This is a genomic window from Flavobacterium araucananum, assembly GCF_002222055.1.
Lineage (GTDB): Bacteria > Bacteroidota > Bacteroidia > Flavobacteriales > Flavobacteriaceae > Flavobacterium > Flavobacterium araucananum.
Genome location: NZ_MUGS01000002.1, coordinates 373,146 through 394,070, shown reverse-complemented (window position 1 = coordinate 394,070; position 20,925 = coordinate 373,146). Strand labels below are relative to the sequence as shown.

Genomic DNA, 20,925 nt, shown 5'->3' with positions numbered 1-20,925 from the left:
CAAAAAACAAAAAAACCTAATTTTTATTAACGCTGTATTGCGATTGGGTAACATTTGCGAAAACGGTTTGCAAATCAGCTATTAAATCTTCGATATCTTCAAGTCCAACAGAAAGTCGTACTAAATCTTTTGAAACTCCTGTTTCCAGTTGGTCAGCATCAGACAATTGTTGGTGTGTTGTACTTGCGGGATGAATAATCAATGATTTGGTATCCCCAATATTGGCCAAAAGCGAGAACAATTTCGTTTGATCGACTACTTTTTTAGCTGCTTCAAAACCACCTTTTAGTCCAAAAGTAATTACTCCACTTTGTCCTTTTGGTAAATATTCCTGTGCTAAGTCATAATATTTATTGGTTTTTAATCCTGGATAATTTACCCAGACAACCTCATCTTGTTTCTCTAACCAAGAGGCTAAAGCCAAAGCATTTTCGCTATGCTTCTGGATTCGGATTGGTAATGTCTCTAATCCCTGAATGATTTGAAAAGCATTAAACGGACTCAAAGCGGCACCAAAATCACGTAAACCTTCGATTCTTGCTTTTGCAATAAAAGCAGCATTTCCTAAAGCTTCATGATATACCAAGCCATGATATCCCGCGGATGGTTCTGTAAACTCCGGAAATTTTCCGTTTGACCAGTCAAAATTTCCTGCATCTATAATAACACCTCCTAACGAAGTTCCGTTACCTGAAATATATTTTGTCAGTGAGTGAATCACAATATCTGCTCCGTACTTAATTGGGTTCAATAAATAAGGTGTCGCAACAGTGTTGTCTACTATAAAAGGTACTTTGAAGTTTTTGGCTTCCGCCGAAATTGCTTTTAAGTCCAATACATCTAATTTTGGATTCCCTAATGATTCTACAAAAAAAGCTCTTGTATTTTCTTTGGCTGCTTTGGTAAAATTCTCAGGTTTAGAAGGATCTACAAATGTTGTCGTGATTCCTAAACGAGGCAAAGTTACATTAAGCAAATTATAAGTTCCTCCGTATAAACTATTCGAAGCCACAATATGGTCGCCCGCTTTTAGCAAAGTCAGCAATGTTGTCGAAATTGCAGAGGCTCCGGATGCTGTAACAACAGCTCCAATCCCACCTTCGAGTGCTGCAAGACGTTGTTCCAGAACATCATTCGTTGGGTTATTTAAACGGGTGTAGATAAATCCTGCTTCGGCAAGACCAAATAAATTAGCAGCATGATCTGAATCGTTAAATACGTATGATGATGTTTGATAAATTGGCACTGCTCTTGTTCCTGCATTTTTAGTAACATCGTGTCCTGCGTGTAGTGCGTTTGTTGCGAATTTTTGTGTGCTCATGATCTTAGTTTTTTAGGTATTGTTAATACTATATATATTGTTATTGAAATTGATCTTTATTGTATAAAAAAATCTTCTCCTTCTTCTTCAAGATTATACATTAAAAGCAATAATGATTTTTGACTTCTTATTACAGCCTGTTCTGCATTTAGTCTTATAACTTCTTTTGCTATGTCTTCGGACTTATTATTAGTAGTATTTTGAGAATCGTTTCTCAATAAATATTCTACTGCGATTGAATTTAGTGTTTTCATAATTTGGAATTAAAAAGTGTTGAAATAAAAAAAGCCCTTTCGGATGGCGACCAAAAGGGCTTATAGTTCTAACTATAACAAAGATTTACTCTTTCACTTTTGGCTATAACGAATTGGGATGCACATTTGCATCATCTCACAACATATAATCATATTTTTCGCTACTGTTTTCATTTTCATTTTATTTAAAACTAATCGCTTTTTTAAACTCGACTAATTTGATAGAGTAAATATAGAACTATTTTTAGAACTACCAAATCAAAAAATAACATTTAACATTAATATTTTTGGAAGCTCCGTAAATGCTGGTATTTCTCTTTAAAAAATTTACCCACGGATTAAACTTATTGAGCAGATTTACACAGATTTATTTTATTTGCTTTGCAGTTGATTAAAAAAGTTAGCCACAGATTATAGGGATTAAAAGGATTAAAAAAATCGGTGCAAAATCCGTTCGATCCCTATAATCTGTGGCTAATATTTTATTTTAGAATTTAAAACTTAATCTGGCAAAACCAAATCTTCCGTTCAATCCAAATTGTGAAACTGCTCTTGAATAAGCAAACTGATTTGCATTGGTTAGATCTGTGCTTGGTGCAGGAGACAATGTTGGCGTTGTATTGGTAAACGCCGGAGTTGATGGATTGTTTCTGTCCGGATATACATCTCCTATATTATTAAACCCAAGTGTAAATCTGAATTTTTCGTTAATTTGATATCCAAAAGATAAATCGGTAACCAATTTTGCACGATATACAGGATGTTCATAAACAGAGGATGATCCGTCTAAATTTACATCTGTCGCACCCGGATCAGTAACTTGTCCAAAATAACTGTTTCTTAAATAAATGTCCAGTTTTTTGATATTGAAAGTTGTCATTAAATTCGCTTTCAATTTTGGAATTGCTTCTTCTAAATAAATTCTGCTTGATTCCGGAAAAAATGAATATTTATAAGCATCTCCACCTGCATTAATAATAGATTGAGGAACATTTAAGTCACCTACTCTTTTGGTTGTATTATAACTTAATGCAAAATCATTTCTGATGGTAAAATCTGCAATCACATCATATTTTTGAGAAATTACAACATCTATCCCTTTCGTTTCTGAGTTGATTCCGTTTGTCCAGAACGAAGCTCTTTCTACTCCTTTTAGATCAAATGCTTGTTGAAACAAAGTCAAAGCATCTCTTTGTTCGTTTGAGGTTGCACCGCTTATCTGCGCATCTGTTGGTCTTGCATATTGTCCTGTTAAGACTACTCTGTCGTCGATTCTTGTAAAATAAGCATCTGTTGCAATGGTAATATTGGCTGCAGGAATTTTGAATGTAAATCCTGTACTGATACTTTTAGATTTTTCCGGTTTCAAATTTTCAACCCCAATGCTTTTAGCCGCTTGCGAATCGTTTGTAAAATAACCTACCTGATAAGGTGAACCGTTTATAAATTGAGTAGAACTTGCCTCAAAATATTTTTGTTGTAATGATGGCGCTCTAAAACCTGTTTGCCCAGAAATTCTCCAATTGATATTGTCATTCAGTTTTAAAAGAGATGCCAGTTTAAAGATCACTGTGCTGCCAAAATCTGAATAATTCTCATAACGAGCAGCTCCGTTTAAAAGCCAGTTTTTAGTGGCATTTAATTCTAAATCAACATAAGCTGCACCACTTTTTCTGTCTTTTTCTTTAGCATCTGCGGGTTGAAATCCAGAAAAACCCTGTGCTCCTGCTCCGCGTTTGTTTCCAAAAAAGTCTGTTACGATCAAAGGCGAATTGCTTGGCAGAATTCCGGAAACTAAATTTCCGTTTGTATCATATAATCCATAAGATGCTTCTTCTCCTTGTTTGATCTGATAATTTTCATATCTAAATTCTCCACCAAAAGCAACGTTTAATCCTTCCAGCACATCAAGCTTTTTGCTTAAATCTAAATTGGTTGTACTTTGCAAAAACGAAACTTTACCGGCATCAAAATTGGAAGCCGAATTGGTTCCCAGAGTTGCATTAATGGTATTGTTTACATCATATTTAAAAGAGTTTGTTCCCAGGTTTGTACTTAGATCAGTATCAAAACCAAATAATTCTGTTGTAACTCCAACAGCTGATGAAGCATCTAAAATATCCGATTCTATTTCCGGCAAAAATCCATTTTGATACACTTGCGTAAAAGTTCCGGAACCATTTGGAAGCCTGTTAAAAGCATACGATTTTCCGTTTCTATAAGATACTCCACCAAAAGAGTACACAGCTGTAGTTTCGGTAAGAGGATATTTTGCATTATAATAAAGCTGCCCTGAAGCCAACTCTGACTGACCAACACTCATATTATAATCACTTCTTTCCTGACCTCTATAGGCAATCTCATTATTGGTTACATCAAAATTCAAAGCGGTTTGCATTTGAGTAAGTGTTGTTGCCGATGAAATTGCCGTTTGTTGTGCTGGCGTAAAATAACTTACTTGTGGTGCATATTGCTTTAATGAAGTAAGGATTTGCGCAGAATTTGGCGTTGTATTAATATTACTAAACAAGGAATTGATAGCCACTCCATTTTGAGCAGCTCTGTTTTCGACAGCATTATAAGCATTAAAGATAGCATTGTTTCTAATTCCTGCTCTACTTGTTGCTTGTCTGGTTACGGCACTTCCGGTAACATTCAGGAAGCTTCCTGCTTTGCCTAACGATGTTCCGTAGTTTAAATCTACTTGTAAATTTTGACCATCGGCTCCTCCTTTAAAGTTATTGGATCCTGATGATAAATTGGTCCCGTATTGAATCCCTCCTGAAATAAAATTGGCATTCTTTTTTAATACAATATTGATAACTCCTGCAATTGCATCTGAGCCGTACTGAGCTGCTGCACCATCTCGTAATACTTCGATTCTTTCGATTGCAAATGATGGTATTGCATTTAGATCTGTTCCTACAGAACCTCTTCCGGGTGATCCGTTAATATTTACCAAGGCACTTGAATGTCTTCGTTTACCATTTACTAATATCAAAACCTGATCAGGGCCTAACCCTCTTAATTGTGCCGGATCGACGTGATCTGTTGCATCTGCGGTAGAGGTCGCATTACTGGTAAAAGAGGGTGCAACATAATTTAAAATCTGAGTAACACTGGTTTGTGGTGATCCTTTTGTAATTTCTGAGATGTTAAAAACATCTACCGGAACAGGAACATCAGTTTTTACCCGGTTTTTACTTCTGGATCCTACTATCGTTATTTCTGATAGTTCATTGTTCTTTAAAGTATCCTGCTCTTTTTTATTATCCTGAGCATAGATTCCGGAAAATGTTAAAAGACCTAATGCTAATACTACATTTTTTTTCATTTCTTTCTTCTGATTTATTATTATTTTGGTTTGAAAAGTGATCTGCAATTTGGTTTCTTTTTAAAATAAAAAAACCCCTGCGGTTAGCAGAGGTTCTATATATATTTTTGAAAAAAATCTACAATAGTGTCTCTGCGGAAGGCTCCGGCATCTTACAAGACATACTGCAAACTGTTAATTTCATCTTTTCTATTATTTTGATGAGGCAAATTTGCAAACTATTTTTTAATCGACCAAACAAAAACCGAAATAATTTCTATTACCCTATCAATTTAATATGCTTATGTTAAATTTCTACTTATAAAAATAAAAAAAGTTGAACTTTAATTTGCAAATCAAAATGGTTTTATACCTTTGCACCCGAATACAGAGGAAAAATTTGAACTGATTGCAACCTCTTCATAATGAAATGATTCGTTATGAATACTGAAAGACAGATTTCGGTAGTAAAAAATGCTAAAGCAGGATACCTCCTTTAGCACTTTCAGCAATTACTTTTCCTCGCTTAATGTTAATTTAATAAATTATTATGGCTTATTTATTTACGTCAGAATCTGTTAGTGAAGGGCATCCAGACAAAGTTGCAGATCAAATTTCGGATGCTTTAATTGATAACTTTCTGGCATTTGATGCTGACTCAAAAGTAGCTTGTGAAACTCTTGTTACAACTGGTCAGGTAATTTTAGCAGGTGAAGTAAAATCGAACACTTATCTTGATGTTCAACAAATTGCGCGCGAAGTAATCCGTAAAATTGGATATACAAAAAGTGAGTATATGTTCGAAGCAAATTCTTGTGGGATTCTTTCGGCAATTCATGAGCAATCAGCAGATATTAATCAGGGAGTTGACAGAGCTAAGCCAGAAGAGCAAGGTGCGGGAGACCAGGGAATGATGTTTGGTTATGCAACTAACGAAACTGAAAACTACATGCCATTGGCACTTGATTTATCTCATAGCTTATTACAAGAATTAGCAATTTTAAGACGCGAAAATAAGGAAATCACTTATTTACGTCCTGATGCAAAATCGCAGGTAACTTTAGAGTATAGCGACGATAACAAACCAACTCGTATTGATGCGATTGTAATCTCGACCCAACATGATGATTTTGATGAAGAAGCTACTATGTTGGCTAAAATCAAAAAAGACATTATCGAAATCCTGATTCCCAGAATCATTGCAAAAAATCCAACTCACGCGCATTTATTCAATGATAAAATTAACTACCATATTAACCCAACAGGAAAATTCGTTATTGGAGGACCTCACGGAGATACTGGTTTAACGGGAAGAAAAATCATTGTTGATACTTACGGTGGTAAAGGTGCTCACGGTGGTGGTGCATTCTCAGGAAAAGATCCAAGTAAAGTAGACAGAAGTGCGGCTTATGCTACACGTCATATCGCTAAAAACTTAGTAGCAGCTGGTGTTGCAGACGAGATTTTAGTACAAGTTTCTTATGCAATTGGAGTTGCGCAACCAATGGGAATTTTCATTGATACTTACGGAACTTCTAAAGTAAACTTGACCAACGGTGAAATCGCTAAAAAAGTAGAAGCTATTTTTGACATGCGTCCTTACTTTATTGAGCAACGTTTAAAATTAAGAAATCCTATTTATAGCGAAACTGCTGCTTACGGACACATGGGACGTAAACCAGAGGTGGTAACTAAAACTTTTTCGGCTCCGGGCGGAAATGTAAAAACAGTTACTGTTGAATTGTTTACCTGGGAGAAACTTGATTTCGTAGACAAAGTAAAAGCTGAGTTTGGCTTGTAAATTTAGATTACCAGACTAACTTAGATTCTTCGGTTTTTCGACGACTAGTTACTCTTAAACATAAAAAAGAGGCTATCTATTGCTTTAGATAGCCTCTTTTATTTTTTAGCAAAATTAAATCTATGCTTCAATTCAACGCAGATGAAACGGATTTACTTCGTAAAGACGCGGATAAAAACGGATTTTATTATTTTGATTTGTTTGAGCTTAGCAATTTTTAATTTGGATTGCAATTCAAATTAATTACATACAAAAATGGCTGTCTATTTATTTAGACAGCCATTTTTATTTTAGCAAATTCAACATTGTTGAAATTATTTAAATCTGTTTTTGTCCGCGTCTTAATTTCAATGCAATAAAACAGATTTTATCTAAAAAAAAACTTCTATCGCTCTAATTGTACATTTGGTAATGTTTTCGGGCGACCTGCATCGTTAGATAAAATCCAGCCTGTACGATAGATCCACTCGGTCATTTTGTGCAATTTTACAAAATCAATGTTTTCTGATTCATCCATTGGTGTGTGGTATTGACTGTGCAAAACGCTGGTATAAAAAACAGATGGAATTCCTCTTTTAGCATAAGGCAAATGGTCTGAACGGAAGTAAAAATACTCCGGATGCTCCGGTCTGTCCCAAAGTTTATCTAAATCGAATTTAGGTCCTTCGTCATTTGCTTTTTTCGCAATCGCTACTAAATCTGAAGAGTTTTCGTGAGGAGAACTAGAACCTAAAAGAGCTGCCTGATTTACATTATTTCTACCAATCATGTCCCCATTTAATACCGCAATAATACCTGCCTCCGGAACCGTTGGGTGCGCGGCATACCATCTTGAACCTAGCAAACCACGCTCTTCTGAACCGTGAAACACGAAAAGAGACGTTCTTTTTCCCGGTTGCTTTTTATACGCTCTTGCAATAGCTAACATCGCTACACAAGTACTTGCATTATCATCGGCTCCATTATAAATAGAATCCTGTCCGTATTTTTGTCTTACACCATCGTGGTCCTGATGCCCGCTAAAAAGAACATATTCGTTTTTTAATTTAGCATCTGTTCCTTCGATTGTTCCAACTACATTTACCGAAGGATATTTGTATGATTCAGAAACTACTTCGGTAGATAAAAGATCTTTAGTTGTTTTTAAATATTCTAACTGATCGTTGTGTACCCAAAAAACAGGCATTGTAGCACCAATTTTATCGCGAAAACCTTCAATACCATAAATACCTCTTGTCATTTGTGGTTCTACCTGAGACCAGCTTTCTTCTGCCAGTTTATCTGCAACCATAATAAGTGCTGTTGCTCCTTTTTTAACAACAAGATCATAATATTTGTTTCGAACAAGACCAGGATAACGTCTGTCAAAAAGCGAAATATCATCTGCAATTCCTTCTTTAGATGCTAATAAAACAACTGCTTTTCCTTTTACGTCTGCTTTTTCAATTTCTTCTTTTGTGGCTGCTCCTAAATATACTAAGGGTGCGTCAACTTTAATATTTGTGGTTTCGGCTACCAGAACATCTTTCCACAATTTATATTCTTTTTGTCCAATTTTAAATTTTGTATTTGGAGTTACCTGATGTCTGTATATATCAAAAAACTGGAAATAAGTTCCATCATCACCTGCTGGTAACATTCCTGCTTCTTTTGCTTTGTTTGCCAACCACATTGATACTTTTAGTTCGTCCAGAGTTCCTGCTTCGCGACCATTAAAATGATCACCAGCCATCTGGTACATATCTGTTTTAAGGTCTTTATCTGTAATTGCTGAAACTAGAGGTTTTTTAATTGCCTGCGAAAAAACTACTCCTCCATAAGCAATCAAAACGAGGATCATTTTATTTTTCATACGTTTTAATTTAGTATTCCAAACTTAGTAATTTATAGAGAAAAAATCGCCTGTTTTGATTTGAAACATTACTAAAATGTAAATTCAATAAAATGCAGACATCATTTTTTCGTCATTATTACTTTTATTTGGTTATCTCTTACAATTTACTTTCCTTAGTACAAAATAACTGATTAAAAAATGAGCAGACTTCCTTCTTTACAAAACGTTCTGAACGCAACACTAAAAACGATTCTACGATTCCCTCTGGAAACGATAATTTCCCTTTCAGGAACTATAATAGCTATTGTACTTAATGAAAAAGAATACAACGATCCAAACAAAGAACTTTATGAAAAAGCACTATTGAGTTGTTCTTTGTGTTTGGTTTTGTTTCTTTCTGTGAGTTTATTTTTTTTAGCTTCAAAAAAAAGCAATATTATCCGTTTTTTTACCAGCATACTACTTGGCGGTTTTATGGTTCTCTTTGTTTTTAATTTCCATAAATATATTACCGAAGTAGAAATACAACAATTCATTGTCCTTAACATTGCGTTGCATTTATTGGTTTCGTTTGCCGGATTTTTGCCCAGAAGGTATAATCAGGATGAATTTTGGGAATTTAACAAGCAGCTTTTTCTTAGAATCTTAACTGCCGGATTGTATAGTATTGTACTTTATTGCGGCTTAGCCTTAGCCATTTTAGCTGTTGACAAATTGTTCAAGGTCGAATTTTATGACCATATTTATTTTCACGTTTTTTATGTAATTGCAGGACTCTTTAATACTATTTTCTTTTTAAACGGAGTTCCTGAAACTAATAGTAGTGAGAATCCATTGGTTCTAAAATATCCTAAAGGGCTTAAAAACTTTACACAATATGTTTTACTCCCTTTAATAAGTCTATATCTGGTCATTTTAATTTGTTATGAGGCTAAAATTCTTATCACACTTTCGCTTCCTGTTGGATGGGTTTCGTATCTGGTTCTGGTATTTGCCATCTTTGGAATTCTCTCTTTTTTATTGGTTCACCCAATTGCAACTGAAACCGGCAATTTATGGATGCGAACTTTTAGTCGTTGGTTTTATTTTCTATTAATTCCGCTGCTTGGATTACTTTTTTGGGCTATTATATACCGAATCAATCTTTACGGATTTACACATGAACGCTATTATGTGTTGTTATTATCAATATGGCTCTCGCTTGTTGTGGTTTATTTTTTGATTCAGAAACAGCCTAAAATAAAGTTCATTCCAATAAGCATGTGTCTCGCCGGACTACTTTCTATTGTTGGTCCGCAAGGTGCCAATTCGATCTCCAAAAACAGTCAGTTATACCGATTTGAAAAGTATATGCAACAATCAAATCCTAAAAAAGTAACTTTTGAGCAGGAAAAGGATTTGAGTAGTATTGTTTCTTTTTTAGAGGATAATTATGGGATAGAAATTATGGTGCCGTACGCCAAAACAAAATTAGAAGCGCTTCTTAAAAAACATAAATCTCCCACCGATTACGAAATTATGGAAGCTTTGGGTTACGAATATAAATCTTCGTATGAAAAGGAAGAAAAAAATAAAGACGACTTCTATTACTATTATTATGAAAACAGACAAAATACAGTAGAGAACATTCACGGATACGATGTGTCATTTAACCTCTCCTCTTATGATGATGTTTTTGAATGTACTGATTGTATAAAAATTGACAATAAAAGCTATTCTATTCAATCTACATCTGCAAATTATGGTCTAAATCTGCGTATCAATCAAGATAATATTCCCATACCAATTAATGATTTCGTGAACAAACAATCTAATTTTGAAGGAAACTATAACTCAAATAAAAAAATAACCCAGGAAGTAGAAACTCCAAAATATAAAATCCAGATTACTTATCTTAGTGCAAACGGCAAGATAAAAAATAACAAAAGAGTATTAAACAGCTATAATCTGAAAGTACTGGTAAAAATTAAAAACTAACAAAAAAGCCTTTGAAATATTTCAAAGGCTTTTTGTTTTTAGTACGTTCCGTTTTGCATTTTACTTAATGTTTCTCGAATCTCTGTTGCAGTTTCTTCTGCTACATCTGCAGTTAAATATTTTACAGACAATGTTTGGGTTTCAATTGCTTTTTGCTTTTGTCCGTCTTTATAATACAACTGTGCCAGGGTATCTAAATAATAAGGATTGTTTTTGGTCACTATCAAACTATATTCTGACCAGGCAATAGCTGGTTTTAAAAATCCGGTATTACCGGGTTTTGAAACCACTGTCCATGCAGCCGAATTGTATAAGTTTGAGTGATATTCTTTAAACGAATTCCATCCGTTATAAGCATAATCAGAACCAGGGTCTAATGCGGTAAACATAGTGTCTAATTTCTCGATCACACTTCCTTTATCAGTCGACAGATTAGCATTAAAATAAGTACTAAACTCTTTTAAATAACTTGTATTAGAGCCGTCTTTGTCTTCTACCTCTCCCAAATAAGCAAAATAGTTCTGGTAACATTCAAAATTTCCTTTTCCGGCGGCTATTATTTTTCTATAAACTGAAATCGTTTTGTCTTGATTTTTTTCTGCGGCAATATCATTTTCTGCAACATATTTGTTTTGCTGCAAAGCTGCTGAAATCTCTGTATTTAAAGTTCCTATTATATGCGTTTCGCCTTCTTTGGCAGTAAAAGCGGCACGCTCTGCATCGATAGCATCATAGTGTTTTATCAAATAATCTATTGCAAGAAAATCAGTGTCGTTTAGAACTTTATCTTCTTTAAAAAACTGTTTCGAAAACCCTTGATTTTTAATTTCTTTTAAAATTGTTTCTACCAAATATAGGTTTGGTTTTGTATCTTTTTGATGTGCTTCGATTAGCTTTTTCCAGGTTAAGGTAATTTCTTTTTTATCAACAGTGCTGTTTACAAACTTAAACTCAGTAGGGTTTTCATCAGATGTTGTATAATCAGTATCATAATCATACGGTATTTCAAGAACAGCAACTTTATTAAAAGCTGTAATTAAAGCTGCATCTGTTGCTTTTTTATTCTGGATTGTTTTACTAAAAGTCATCAAGCCTTCTGTTCTTTGCAGCTTTTTATAAAACCCGTCATAATAACTAAATTGATATTGTTTTTCTGTTAAGTTAGATTTTGCAATAGCCAGAACTACTCCACTATTATTTAAAACAATAAGACCGGGTGTGTCTGTAATTTTGTTTGTTTTTAACCATTTTTTATCATCGGCTGTAGCCAGATAATAATTAAACAAATCAAATTCAGGATTGTATACATCGTACATATTGTAACCAACCTGAGTTTCCTGATCTTTAATAAAGGCATCAAAATCAGCTTTTGCTGCGGCATTTTTACTATCAACTGCCATTACCAGAAATTTGGTTTTAGTAGCTCCTGTTGCTGCAAGAGCACTTTTTAAACTATTTTCTACTTTTAATCTAAAATCAACTTTTTTGGACGCAAAAGAATCTGCAACTACAACAGTTGAATCTTCGGCAACATCTGTCCCAAAATCATCACTTACAAGAGGTTCCTTTCCGGGATAAGTAAAATTTGTGATTGTCTTGTTTTCTAAAGAAACAACTTTTGATATTTTCTCTGGCTGAGTATCTTTGGCATTTCGAAAAACTAACGGATCTTTTCCTGATTGTTCAGAAATCATCAACTCGTTTGTTTTCTGATTAAAAAAACCTGTAATTTTCAAATCTCCTAAAACTTCCGGCTGGTATTTAATGGCAACTTCTGAAACATCTTTTGGCAAAGCAAATTTAGAGACCGTGCTTTTTCCTCCATATTCTTCATAAACTAAGTACAAATAATCTGCACGATCAATTTCAAAATCTACGTCTGTTTTATCATCTTCAGGATTTACTTTTTCTCTAATATCTGACAATCTTTGATACTGAACATCGCCGGTACCCGTTTGTGTACCTACATAGAAAGAATAATAGTAAACGGCATCTGAGAATTTTACTTTTATTTTCTTTGCTTTTTTATCATTTTTAAAAGCAAGATCAAAAGCACTTTCTGCTTTGGCATTTGAGGCAAATAATAATGAATCGCCTTTAATCTCATAATTACCGGAATAAAAAACCAATTCGTATTTATTATCTTCTAATAAATTTAATTTGATTTTCTGCCCTTTGTTGGTAGACAAATAAGACCCTTTTTCAATGTTTTTTGTTTGAGAAAAAGAAACAGATATTAAACAAAAGAACGCTAAGAAACTCCATATAAAATTACGCATGCTTAAAATTTTAGTTGTTACTATTGAGAACAAAGATATTTCTTTCTTATCGAAAACAAATATCAAAAACGTTAAGTATTGTAATTAAATTACTATAAATTATATTTCATCGTAAAGATGATGTAACGGGGCTGTACAGTGTATTGCGAAACTCTTGTAGAAAACTGCGAGAAGCTGTCGTCATTGAGATATTTAGTATTTAATAAGTTGGTTGCAGCTATTTTGTACTCCCACTTACTTTCTTTTTTTTGATAAATTAAACTGGCACTCAAAAAATCATACTCGTTATTGACTGTTTTATCGCCATTGTAATAATGGTAAAATTCATACTCAGACACAAACGAAAAGCTGTTTAGAAAATAATAATCCAATCTGGCAAAAGGTTTGTCTGTATAATACGTTGAACCACTATATTTGTTAATGAGCGCATTATAGCCAAACTCGAGGTTAGGGAAGTTTTTGTAGTTTGTTGAAGCTTTTACGGTATAACTTTGACTAAAACTTTCGGTTGTTGCCAATACATTATTCTGAATATTATTGAATTTCGACCAATTGAAACTTGCATTTACAGATGCTTTATAATTTTTTAGAAAAGATCGCCCATAATTTCCCAGTCCGCTAAAAGTTTCATCAGCCAAATTAGAATTGTAAGGTGTAGACGATTGGTTAATTCCGGTAAAATCGGCTTTTGTTTTTATCGCATCTACCTTTTTAGTGTAGGTTGCATTGGCAAAGATATTCTCAAAATTAAACATATTGTATTTAAAATAACGCAAGGTATGAACTTGTGAAGTAGCATTCTCCAGGAAACGATTTCCTCGAAACAAACTGCTATAATCTGATAAAACATAACCTGAAGCCAATTGATTGATATCTGTAAAATCATTTGACAAAGAGAAATTATACGTCAGGGTTTCTGATTTTTTGATTTGATATAACGCAAAAAAATCAGGCAACACTTTCATGAAATTCTGCGAATAATCTGTCCCTGATTGTGTGTTTTTCATTGTGTACGAATGCACACTTACTCCGGGAGTTAAAGTAAATTTACCGGCTAGAATTTTATAATGAAATCCCAGAAACACATCATTAAAATTGTAGTTTACCAGATTGTTATTTTCGGCACTGTTTAAATCATTTTTATCTCCGTTGTCTAAAATCTGAAAAATATGGGAACTAAAATCCTGATACGAAAACGTGTTTCCAAGCGTAATATTGATGTTACTTTTGGGCGTCACCATATAATAGTAATCTAATTTAGCATCTAGCTTATTGGTTTTTACATAGCGATCCTGATTCAGATCATTTCTATCCTGTCCTGAAATATACCCTGAAAAATTGAACGGTTGTGTACGCAAATTGGCGTTGTAAAACGGGTTTTCATCCTGATACAAATGCTGCATTTCAAAGGCAAAAATATTCTTGTCGCTTTGCGTATAGTACAAACTCAAATTTTGATTTATAGAGGTTGGATCTTGTTTTTTATTGGTCAAAATTGTTTCTAAAGACGACGTATTGTTCACAATCGATTCTCTTAGCAAATCTGTATCTTCATTTTGTTTGGAAATCTTGGTCAGTATATCATAATCAAACTGAAATTTATCATTTGGTTTGTAACTGGAACTCAGTTTAAAAAGCCCCAGATTATTTTTTTGATGGGTCAATTCGTCTTTTTTTTGTTGATCTCCGGAATCCAAAATAGTCGTTTGCGATTTGGTCTCAAGATCTGTTTTTGAGGTCGATAAGATTCCAAAACCGCTTATATTCCATTTTTTCGTAATGGAATAAGCAAAATTCGTCGCTCCAAATTTCGTCTCAATTTCTTTCGCACGATTGTTTCTTAAGATCGAAATCCCTAAGTCATTTGATGAAACATTAAAACTGCTTCCGCCCTTTTTCATCATATTTTTAAATCCGCCTGTGAACTTAAAATAATCTTGTGCTGTAAGCGGCAATTCGCCAATATTATTAAAATTGGTAATCAAATTGATGCTGTATTTAGGGCTGTAATAAAACAATTTTGGGTTTATAATATACCTACTATCGAGTTCTCCTACTCCGGTTCCGGCAGTCATGTCTCCAAACCAAAAGTTCTTTTTACCTTCTTTTAGTTTAATATTCATGGCTACATTATCCTGATCATTCTCTAAACCTTTTAAGGCTCCTACTTCATTATAATTTCTTAGAACCTGAATTTTATCAATGGCATCGGCAGGAATATTTTTAACTCCTAATTTGGTATCTCCGTCAAAAAAATCTTTGCCTTCGACCATTAATTTACTAACTTTTTTACCTTCGACTTCAATTTCTCCATCAGCGTTTACCTCAACTCCCGGCAATTTTTTTAATACATCTTCGAGTTTTTTTTCTGTTCCGGATTTAAACGAATCAGCATTATAAACAATCGTATCGCCTTTTATAGAAACCGGCATTTCGCGAACAATCTCAACGCCTTCGAGTTCGATTCCGGCATCATCCATAACAATGTTCTGGACGATATTTGCGTTTTGCGTTGCAATTGCAATTTCTTTCGATTTCATGCCCAGATAACTTACTTTGATCGAATAAGACGTGTTAGGCTTTAATGTTAGCTGAAACTTTCCTTTATCATTCGTAATTCCGTATGAATCCATTGCTTTTGTAGCCGTGTTTACCGCCATGATATTTGCCATTTCTAACGGATTTTTTTGATCATCCTGAATAAAACCATCAAAGCGAATACTTTGCGAAAAACTTATAGAAGTAAAGAGTAAGGCGAGTATAAAAAGTATCTTGTTCATTAAAAAAATGATTAGAATAAATAATTTTAAGGTTAAAAGATTTTATCTTCCCATCATTGGAGGCGGACCGCCGGCACGACCACGGTTCATATCTCTAAATTCCTCCATTTTTTTAATTACTGTATCATCATAATCTTTCTGCGAAATTACTTTTCCTTTTTTAGAGGGTTTTATTTCGATTTTATCTTTGGCATTCAAAACAATTTTAGAACATAATATTGTTGTTCTTCCGTCATTTATTTCTAAAATTAAACCCGGTAATCCCCAATAATTTTCCGGACCCTGATTAACCGGAATCTCTGGCGAGTACCAAGCGGTTATGGTTACTTCTTTTGGAATTTCGAAATTATCTTCAAAGTTGGTTTTCGTTTCTCCCGAGGTTTTCTTCACTTCTTCTTTTTTCTCTTCGGTTTTTTTATCCTCTGGATTTTTTGGTCTGAAATTTCTAAAATCAGTTTTACTGGCTTCTTTTACTGCTGTCGCTTTATAGCAAGTATACCCGCCAATTTGTTTGGTCTCTGCTTCCATTTTCCAATTTAGCTTTGGCAAAGAGTCTACAACAAGAAATTCTTTTCCCATGAATTCTTTATCTACCGTATACGATTTGGTTTTTACATCTTTATAAAACGTTCCGCCACCGCCCATAAATGAGTTCATCATGATACGCATTCCGCCGCCTTGTTGTCCAGGAGATTCCAATTTCTCCTCTTCTTTATAAATAGATGCTGACTTATCAAAATTTAGAATAAAAGTTTTTTCCAGCATTTTCTTCATGCGTTCTTCCATGTCTTTTTGCATTTCGGGCGTGATATCACGATTACCCCGCATCCCTTCAAATTTTGGTGCTTGCGTTTTTGACTCATAAACAGCCATTCCCTGAAAATCTTTTTGAGCCTGCATTTGAGTAAATACTAGCATTAAAGACATATAATAGAGTACTTTTTTCATTGTGTTTTCTTTAAAATTGATCGAATTCAATAAAACTTACAATCAAATGTATTGTTTATTTTAAAATACAGAAAGTTAAATATATCAATACCTATAAGATATAGACAAAATCAACTATTACTTAGACTATTACAACAAACCGGTTCTAAAGACTAAATCTCTGCTATTTAAGCTTTTTCTAGTGTAGTTTTTTGTAATTTGGCTCTTTCGAAACGTACTATCATGAGCAAAACGGCACATCTTTTTTTAAATTTTCTTTTTGTGGCATGCTCCTTTTCGGCTGTTTTTCCGCAAAGTGCAAAAACAAAAGCAACCTTGACTACTTCTTTCAAAATCGATGCTGATTCTTTTTTAGGTTATGATTCCTTTGGATATTCGTATCAGATTAAAAATAACGTTTTTAGCAAAATCAAAGGCAAAGAAATATTTGAATATAAAAATGTTTCACTGGGAAACATTACCAAAGTCGATTTACAAAACCCGCTTAAAATCGTGTTGTTTTATGAAGATTTTAATGTTGCCATTTTATTAGACAATCAACTCAATAAAATCAGCGAGATTAATTTCTCTTTAAATAATACTCCAATCGTAGTTTCGGCAATTGGAATGTCAACACAAAATCAACTCTGGATTTACAATACTCTGAACCAACAAATTGGACTTTTTGATTATTTAAAAAATGAATACAAAACGGTTTCTACTCCATTTATAGAAACGATAAAGTATTACCAAACCGATTTCAATTCTTTTTACTGGATTGACAAAAAAAACAATTGGTTTTCCTGCGATATTTTCGGAAAAGTAACTGCTCTAGGAAAAGTATCTGATTTTGATTCGATCGAGATTATTAACAACCATCAATATATTTTTAGTAAGGCTAATTTGTTGTATTTTAAAGACATTGCAAGTACAAATTCGAATGCATTATCCCAAATTGAAATTTTAGAAAATTCGTTTGACAAATTCTGCTACAAAGACCAAATTTTATCTATTTTTACAGCTAAAGAAATCACCAATTATAAAATCGTAACACCGTAATGCACATAGCAATAGCAGGAAATATAGGAGCAGGAAAAACCACTTTAACTAAATTATTAGCCAAACATTTTAAATGGGAACCTCATTATGAAGATGTAGTTGATAATCCTTATTTAGATGATTTTTACCACCAAATGGAACGTTGGTCGTTTAATTTGCAGATTTATTTCCTGAACAGTCGTTTCCGTCAGGTATTACAAATTCGTGAAAGTGGTAAAAAAATCATTCAGGATCGTACTATTTATGAAGATGCTTATATTTTTGCTCCCAATTTATATTCTATGGGATTAATGACTAGCCGTGATTTCGAAAATTATACTTCTCTTTTTGAATTAATGGAATCTTTAGTAAAAGCTCCTGACTTATTGATTTATTTAAGAAGTTCTATCCCAAATTTAGTGGGACAAATTCATAAACGTGGTCGCGAGTACGAAAACTCAATTTCGATCGATTATTTAAGCCGCCTGAACGAAAGATATGAAGCCTGGGTGCAAACATATACCAAAGGAAAATTATTAATTATCGATGTTGACAATATTAATTTTGTTGACAATCCTGAAGATCTGGGAAACATCATTAATCGAATTGATGCTGAACTCAATGGGTTGTTTTAGAAATACCAATTGCACAGATTTTAACAAATAAAAAATGCCTCTAAAAATTTTAGAGGCATTTTTTGTTATTTTCCTAACAGGTTTTGAAAACCTGTTAGGATAGATTTCTAAATTATTTGGCAGCTTCAATTTTTGCTTTTACTTCTGCTTCTGTACCTTCATAAACTTCGGTTGTTGTTTTTCCGTTTTCTGTTTTGGTTACAGTTCCTGTTGTAACTCCGTTAACAGTAGATAAATTTACTTCAAGCCTGTTTTTGCTGTATTTAGTAGTATCAAAACAATCTGTTTTTTGGTATACATATTTTCCGTTTGCATCATAATGAGCGAGGCATTTTGCTGTTTCTTCGGCTGTACATCCTTTTTCTTTGCACATTTTAATACATTCTTCTTTAGTAAGCTTTGAATGATCTCCACATTTAGAAACTCCGCCAGTATGCACCTCCATTTTTACACAACAGGAACCTTTTTCTGTCACTGTTGATGCAGAATGTCCTTCGCCTAAAATTGGGGCAATTACCAGACCTATTAAACAGGTTAACTTTATCAGGATATTCATCGATGGTCCTGAAGTATCTTTAAAAGGATCTCCAACGGTGTCACCGGTTACGGCTGCTTTATGCGCATCTGAACCTTTGTATGTCATTTCGCCATTGATTAAAACTCCGGCTTCAAAAGATTTTTTAGCATTATCCCAGGCTCCTCCTGCATTGTTTTGAAAAACTGCCCAAAGTACTCCTGAAACGGTAACTCCTGCCATATATCCTCCTAACATTTCGGCAATTAACTGATTGTTATCTGCATAAACTAATTTTCCTAAAAGTACAATTGCAATAGGAAAACCTATGGTAAGGATTCCTGGCAACATCATTTCGCGTAAGGCGGCTTTTGTCGAAATTTCGACACACTTGCCATATTCCGGTTTTCCGGTTCCTTCCATAATTCCCGGAATTTCCTTAAACTGACGGCGTACTTCATAAACCATATCCATAGCAGCTTTTCCAACAGAATTCATGGCAAGAGCCGAGAAAACTACCGGAATCATTCCGCCCACAAATAACATGGCTAAAACAGGTGCTTTAAAAATATTGATTCCGTCGATTCCTGTAAATGTTACATAAGCCGCAAATAAAGCCAAAGAGGTTAAGGCTGCAGAGGCTATTGCAAAACCTTTTCCGGTTGCTGCTGTAGTATTTCCTACTGAGTCTAAAATATCTGTTCTGGTACGAACTTCTTTTGGCAATTCACTCATTTCAGCAATTCCTCCTGCATTATCAGAAATGGGTCCAAAAGCATCAATTGCTAATTGCATTGCGGTTGTAGCCATCATTGCAGATGCTGCCAAGGCAACTCCGTAAAATCCTGCCAGAGCATAAGAAATCCAGATTGCTGCTGCAAACAAAAGTACGGTTGGAAACGTAGAGATCATTCCTGTTGCCAAACCTGCAATAACATTTGTTCCTGCTCCTGTCGATGATTTTTGCACTATCGCCATTACCGGTTTTGTACCTAATCCGGTATAATATTCTGTAACGGATGATATAGCCCCACCCACTATTAAACCTACTAATGTTGCATAAAAAACACGCATTGATGATATATCTTTAGATCCTTCGCCAAAAAAGCTCATTTGCATGGTTTCCGGCAACATATATCTTACTAAAAAGAAACAGGCAATTGCGGTTAAAACAATCGAAACCCAGTTTCCTATATTCAATGCTTTTTGCACTTGTGCTTCTTTGGCATTATCATCGGATATTTTGACAAGAGTAGTACCAATAATCGAAAACAAGATTCCGAAACCGGCAATTGCCATTGGCAATAAAATTGGACCAATTCCGCCAAAAATATCCTGAATGTTTCCACCCATATCTTTGATCACGTAATTTCCTAAAACCATTGCTGCTAAAACAGTTGCTACATACGAACCAAATAAATCGGCTCCCATACCTGCAACATCTCCAACATTGTCTCCTACATTATCTGCAATTGTAGCCGGATTACGCGGGTCATCTTCCGGAATTCCGGCTTCAACTTTACCTACTAAATCAGCGCCAACATCGGCAGCTTTCGTATAAATTCCGCCACCTACTCTGGCAAACAAAGCAATTGACTCTGCTCCAAGAGAAAACCCTGCTAAAGTCTCTAAAACTTTAGTCATATCTTCAGACGAAGTCCAAACTCCGTGCATAAATATTTGAAAGAATACAATAAAAAATCCTGTTAGTCCTAAAACTGCTAAACCCGCAACGCCTAAACCCATTACGGTACCACCGCCAAAAGAAACTTTTAAGGCCTGAGGCAAACTTGTACGAGCTGCCTGAGTAGTTCTAACATTTGTTTTAGTAGCTATCTTCATTCCCATATTTCCAGCTAAAGCCGAGAAAAAGGCACCAAAAATAAACGCTACCACTATTAATATATGTGTAGTAGGAACAATAAAAGAAATTCCGGCCAAAACTATACTTGCTCCAATTACAAAGAAAGTCAGTAATCGGTATTCTGCTTTTAAAAATGCCAAGGCACCTTCGTAGATGTGATCTGAAATCTCTTTCATCTTGCCATCCCCAGCATCTTGTTTTAATACCCAGGTTCTTTTTATTCCCATGAAAAGTAATCCTATAATTGCCATAACAATTGGCAAGTAAATCATAAATTCGTTCATAATATTTTAATGGTTATTGGTTAATATTCAATAAACTAACTAAAACGAATTTAAACAAAAAAGCAATACTCCTGACGGGAATATTGCTTTTTTTATAATAGAAT

The 20,925-nt window shown here is 34.2% G+C and carries 12 protein-coding genes; 4 read left to right on the top strand and 8 right to left on the bottom strand.

What is annotated here, in order from left to right; translation table 11 throughout:
- Positions 1–16: 16 nt before the first annotated feature.
- The 3 genes from B0A64_RS02005 to B0A64_RS01995 all read right to left on the bottom strand — a co-directional run bounded on the left by B0A64_RS02005 (position 17) and on the right by B0A64_RS01995 (position 4,909).
- The gene (locus B0A64_RS02005) at positions 17–1,321 is read right to left on the bottom strand and encodes an O-acetylhomoserine aminocarboxypropyltransferase/cysteine synthase family protein (protein WP_089477856.1); all 1,305 of its coding nucleotides are present in this window, start codon (positions 1,319–1,321) and stop codon (positions 17–19) included.
- Between the two features lie 56 nt (positions 1,322–1,377).
- Positions 1,378–1,575: a hypothetical protein gene (locus B0A64_RS02000; protein WP_089477855.1), complete on the bottom strand. Its 198-nt coding sequence runs from the start codon at positions 1,573–1,575 to the stop codon at positions 1,378–1,380.
- Positions 1,576–2,062: 487 nt separating this feature from the next.
- The gene (locus tag B0A64_RS01995) at positions 2,063–4,909 is read right to left on the bottom strand and encodes a TonB-dependent receptor plug domain-containing protein (protein WP_089477854.1); all 2,847 of its coding nucleotides are present in this window, start codon (positions 4,907–4,909) and stop codon (positions 2,063–2,065) included.
- Positions 4,910–5,438: 529 nt separating this feature from the next.
- Here B0A64_RS01995 and metK point away from each other — a divergent pair.
- Positions 5,439–6,689, top strand: a complete 1,251-nt coding sequence (gene metK, locus B0A64_RS01990; protein ID WP_089477853.1) for a methionine adenosyltransferase — start codon at positions 5,439–5,441, stop codon at positions 6,687–6,689.
- A 385-nt stretch (positions 6,690–7,074) separates the two neighbouring features.
- On the opposite strand, the gene B0A64_RS01985 is transcribed toward metK, so the two are convergent.
- The gene (locus B0A64_RS01985; protein ID WP_089477852.1) at positions 7,075–8,541 is read right to left on the bottom strand and encodes a M28 family metallopeptidase; all 1,467 of its coding nucleotides are present in this window, start codon (positions 8,539–8,541) and stop codon (positions 7,075–7,077) included.
- A 180-nt stretch (positions 8,542–8,721) separates the two neighbouring features.
- Here B0A64_RS01985 and B0A64_RS01980 point away from each other — a divergent pair, with 180 nt between their 5' ends.
- A complete protein-coding gene (locus B0A64_RS01980; protein ID WP_089477851.1) occupies positions 8,722–10,500 on the top strand; it encodes a DUF4153 domain-containing protein in 1,779 nt (592 codons plus the stop codon).
- A 38-nt stretch (positions 10,501–10,538) separates the two neighbouring features.
- Here B0A64_RS01980 and B0A64_RS01975 read toward each other — a convergent pair whose 3' ends face one another.
- The 3 genes from B0A64_RS01975 to B0A64_RS01965 all read right to left on the bottom strand — a co-directional run bounded on the left by B0A64_RS01975 (position 10,539) and on the right by B0A64_RS01965 (position 16,507).
- Positions 10,539–12,779: a hypothetical protein gene (locus tag B0A64_RS01975; protein WP_089477850.1), complete on the bottom strand. Its 2,241-nt coding sequence runs from the start codon at positions 12,777–12,779 to the stop codon at positions 10,539–10,541.
- A 92-nt stretch (positions 12,780–12,871) separates the two neighbouring features.
- The gene (locus tag B0A64_RS01970) at positions 12,872–15,559 is read right to left on the bottom strand and encodes a carboxypeptidase-like regulatory domain-containing protein (RefSeq protein WP_089477849.1); all 2,688 of its coding nucleotides are present in this window, start codon (positions 15,557–15,559) and stop codon (positions 12,872–12,874) included.
- 42 nt (positions 15,560–15,601) lie between these two features.
- The gene (locus tag B0A64_RS01965) at positions 15,602–16,507 is read right to left on the bottom strand and encodes a GLPGLI family protein (RefSeq protein WP_089477943.1); all 906 of its coding nucleotides are present in this window, start codon (positions 16,505–16,507) and stop codon (positions 15,602–15,604) included.
- Between the two features lie 222 nt (positions 16,508–16,729).
- On the opposite strand from B0A64_RS01965, the gene B0A64_RS01960 reads away from it, so the two are divergent.
- Together B0A64_RS01960 and B0A64_RS01955 are read left to right on the top strand one after the other, a co-directional pair.
- Positions 16,730–17,545, top strand: a complete 816-nt coding sequence (locus B0A64_RS01960) for a hypothetical protein (RefSeq protein ID WP_089477848.1) — start codon at positions 16,730–16,732, stop codon at positions 17,543–17,545.
- Positions 17,545–18,159, top strand: coding sequence for a deoxynucleoside kinase (locus B0A64_RS01955; protein ID WP_029271825.1), 615 nt, complete (start codon positions 17,545–17,547; stop codon positions 18,157–18,159). Before B0A64_RS01960 ends, B0A64_RS01955 begins: the two co-directional genes overlap by 1 nt.
- A 112-nt stretch (positions 18,160–18,271) precedes the next feature.
- On the opposite strand, the gene B0A64_RS01950 is transcribed toward B0A64_RS01955, so the two are convergent.
- Entirely contained in the window at positions 18,272–20,821 is a 2,550-nt protein-coding gene (locus B0A64_RS01950; protein ID WP_089477847.1) for a sodium-translocating pyrophosphatase, read from the bottom strand.
- Between the last annotated feature and the right edge of the window lie 104 nt (positions 20,822–20,925).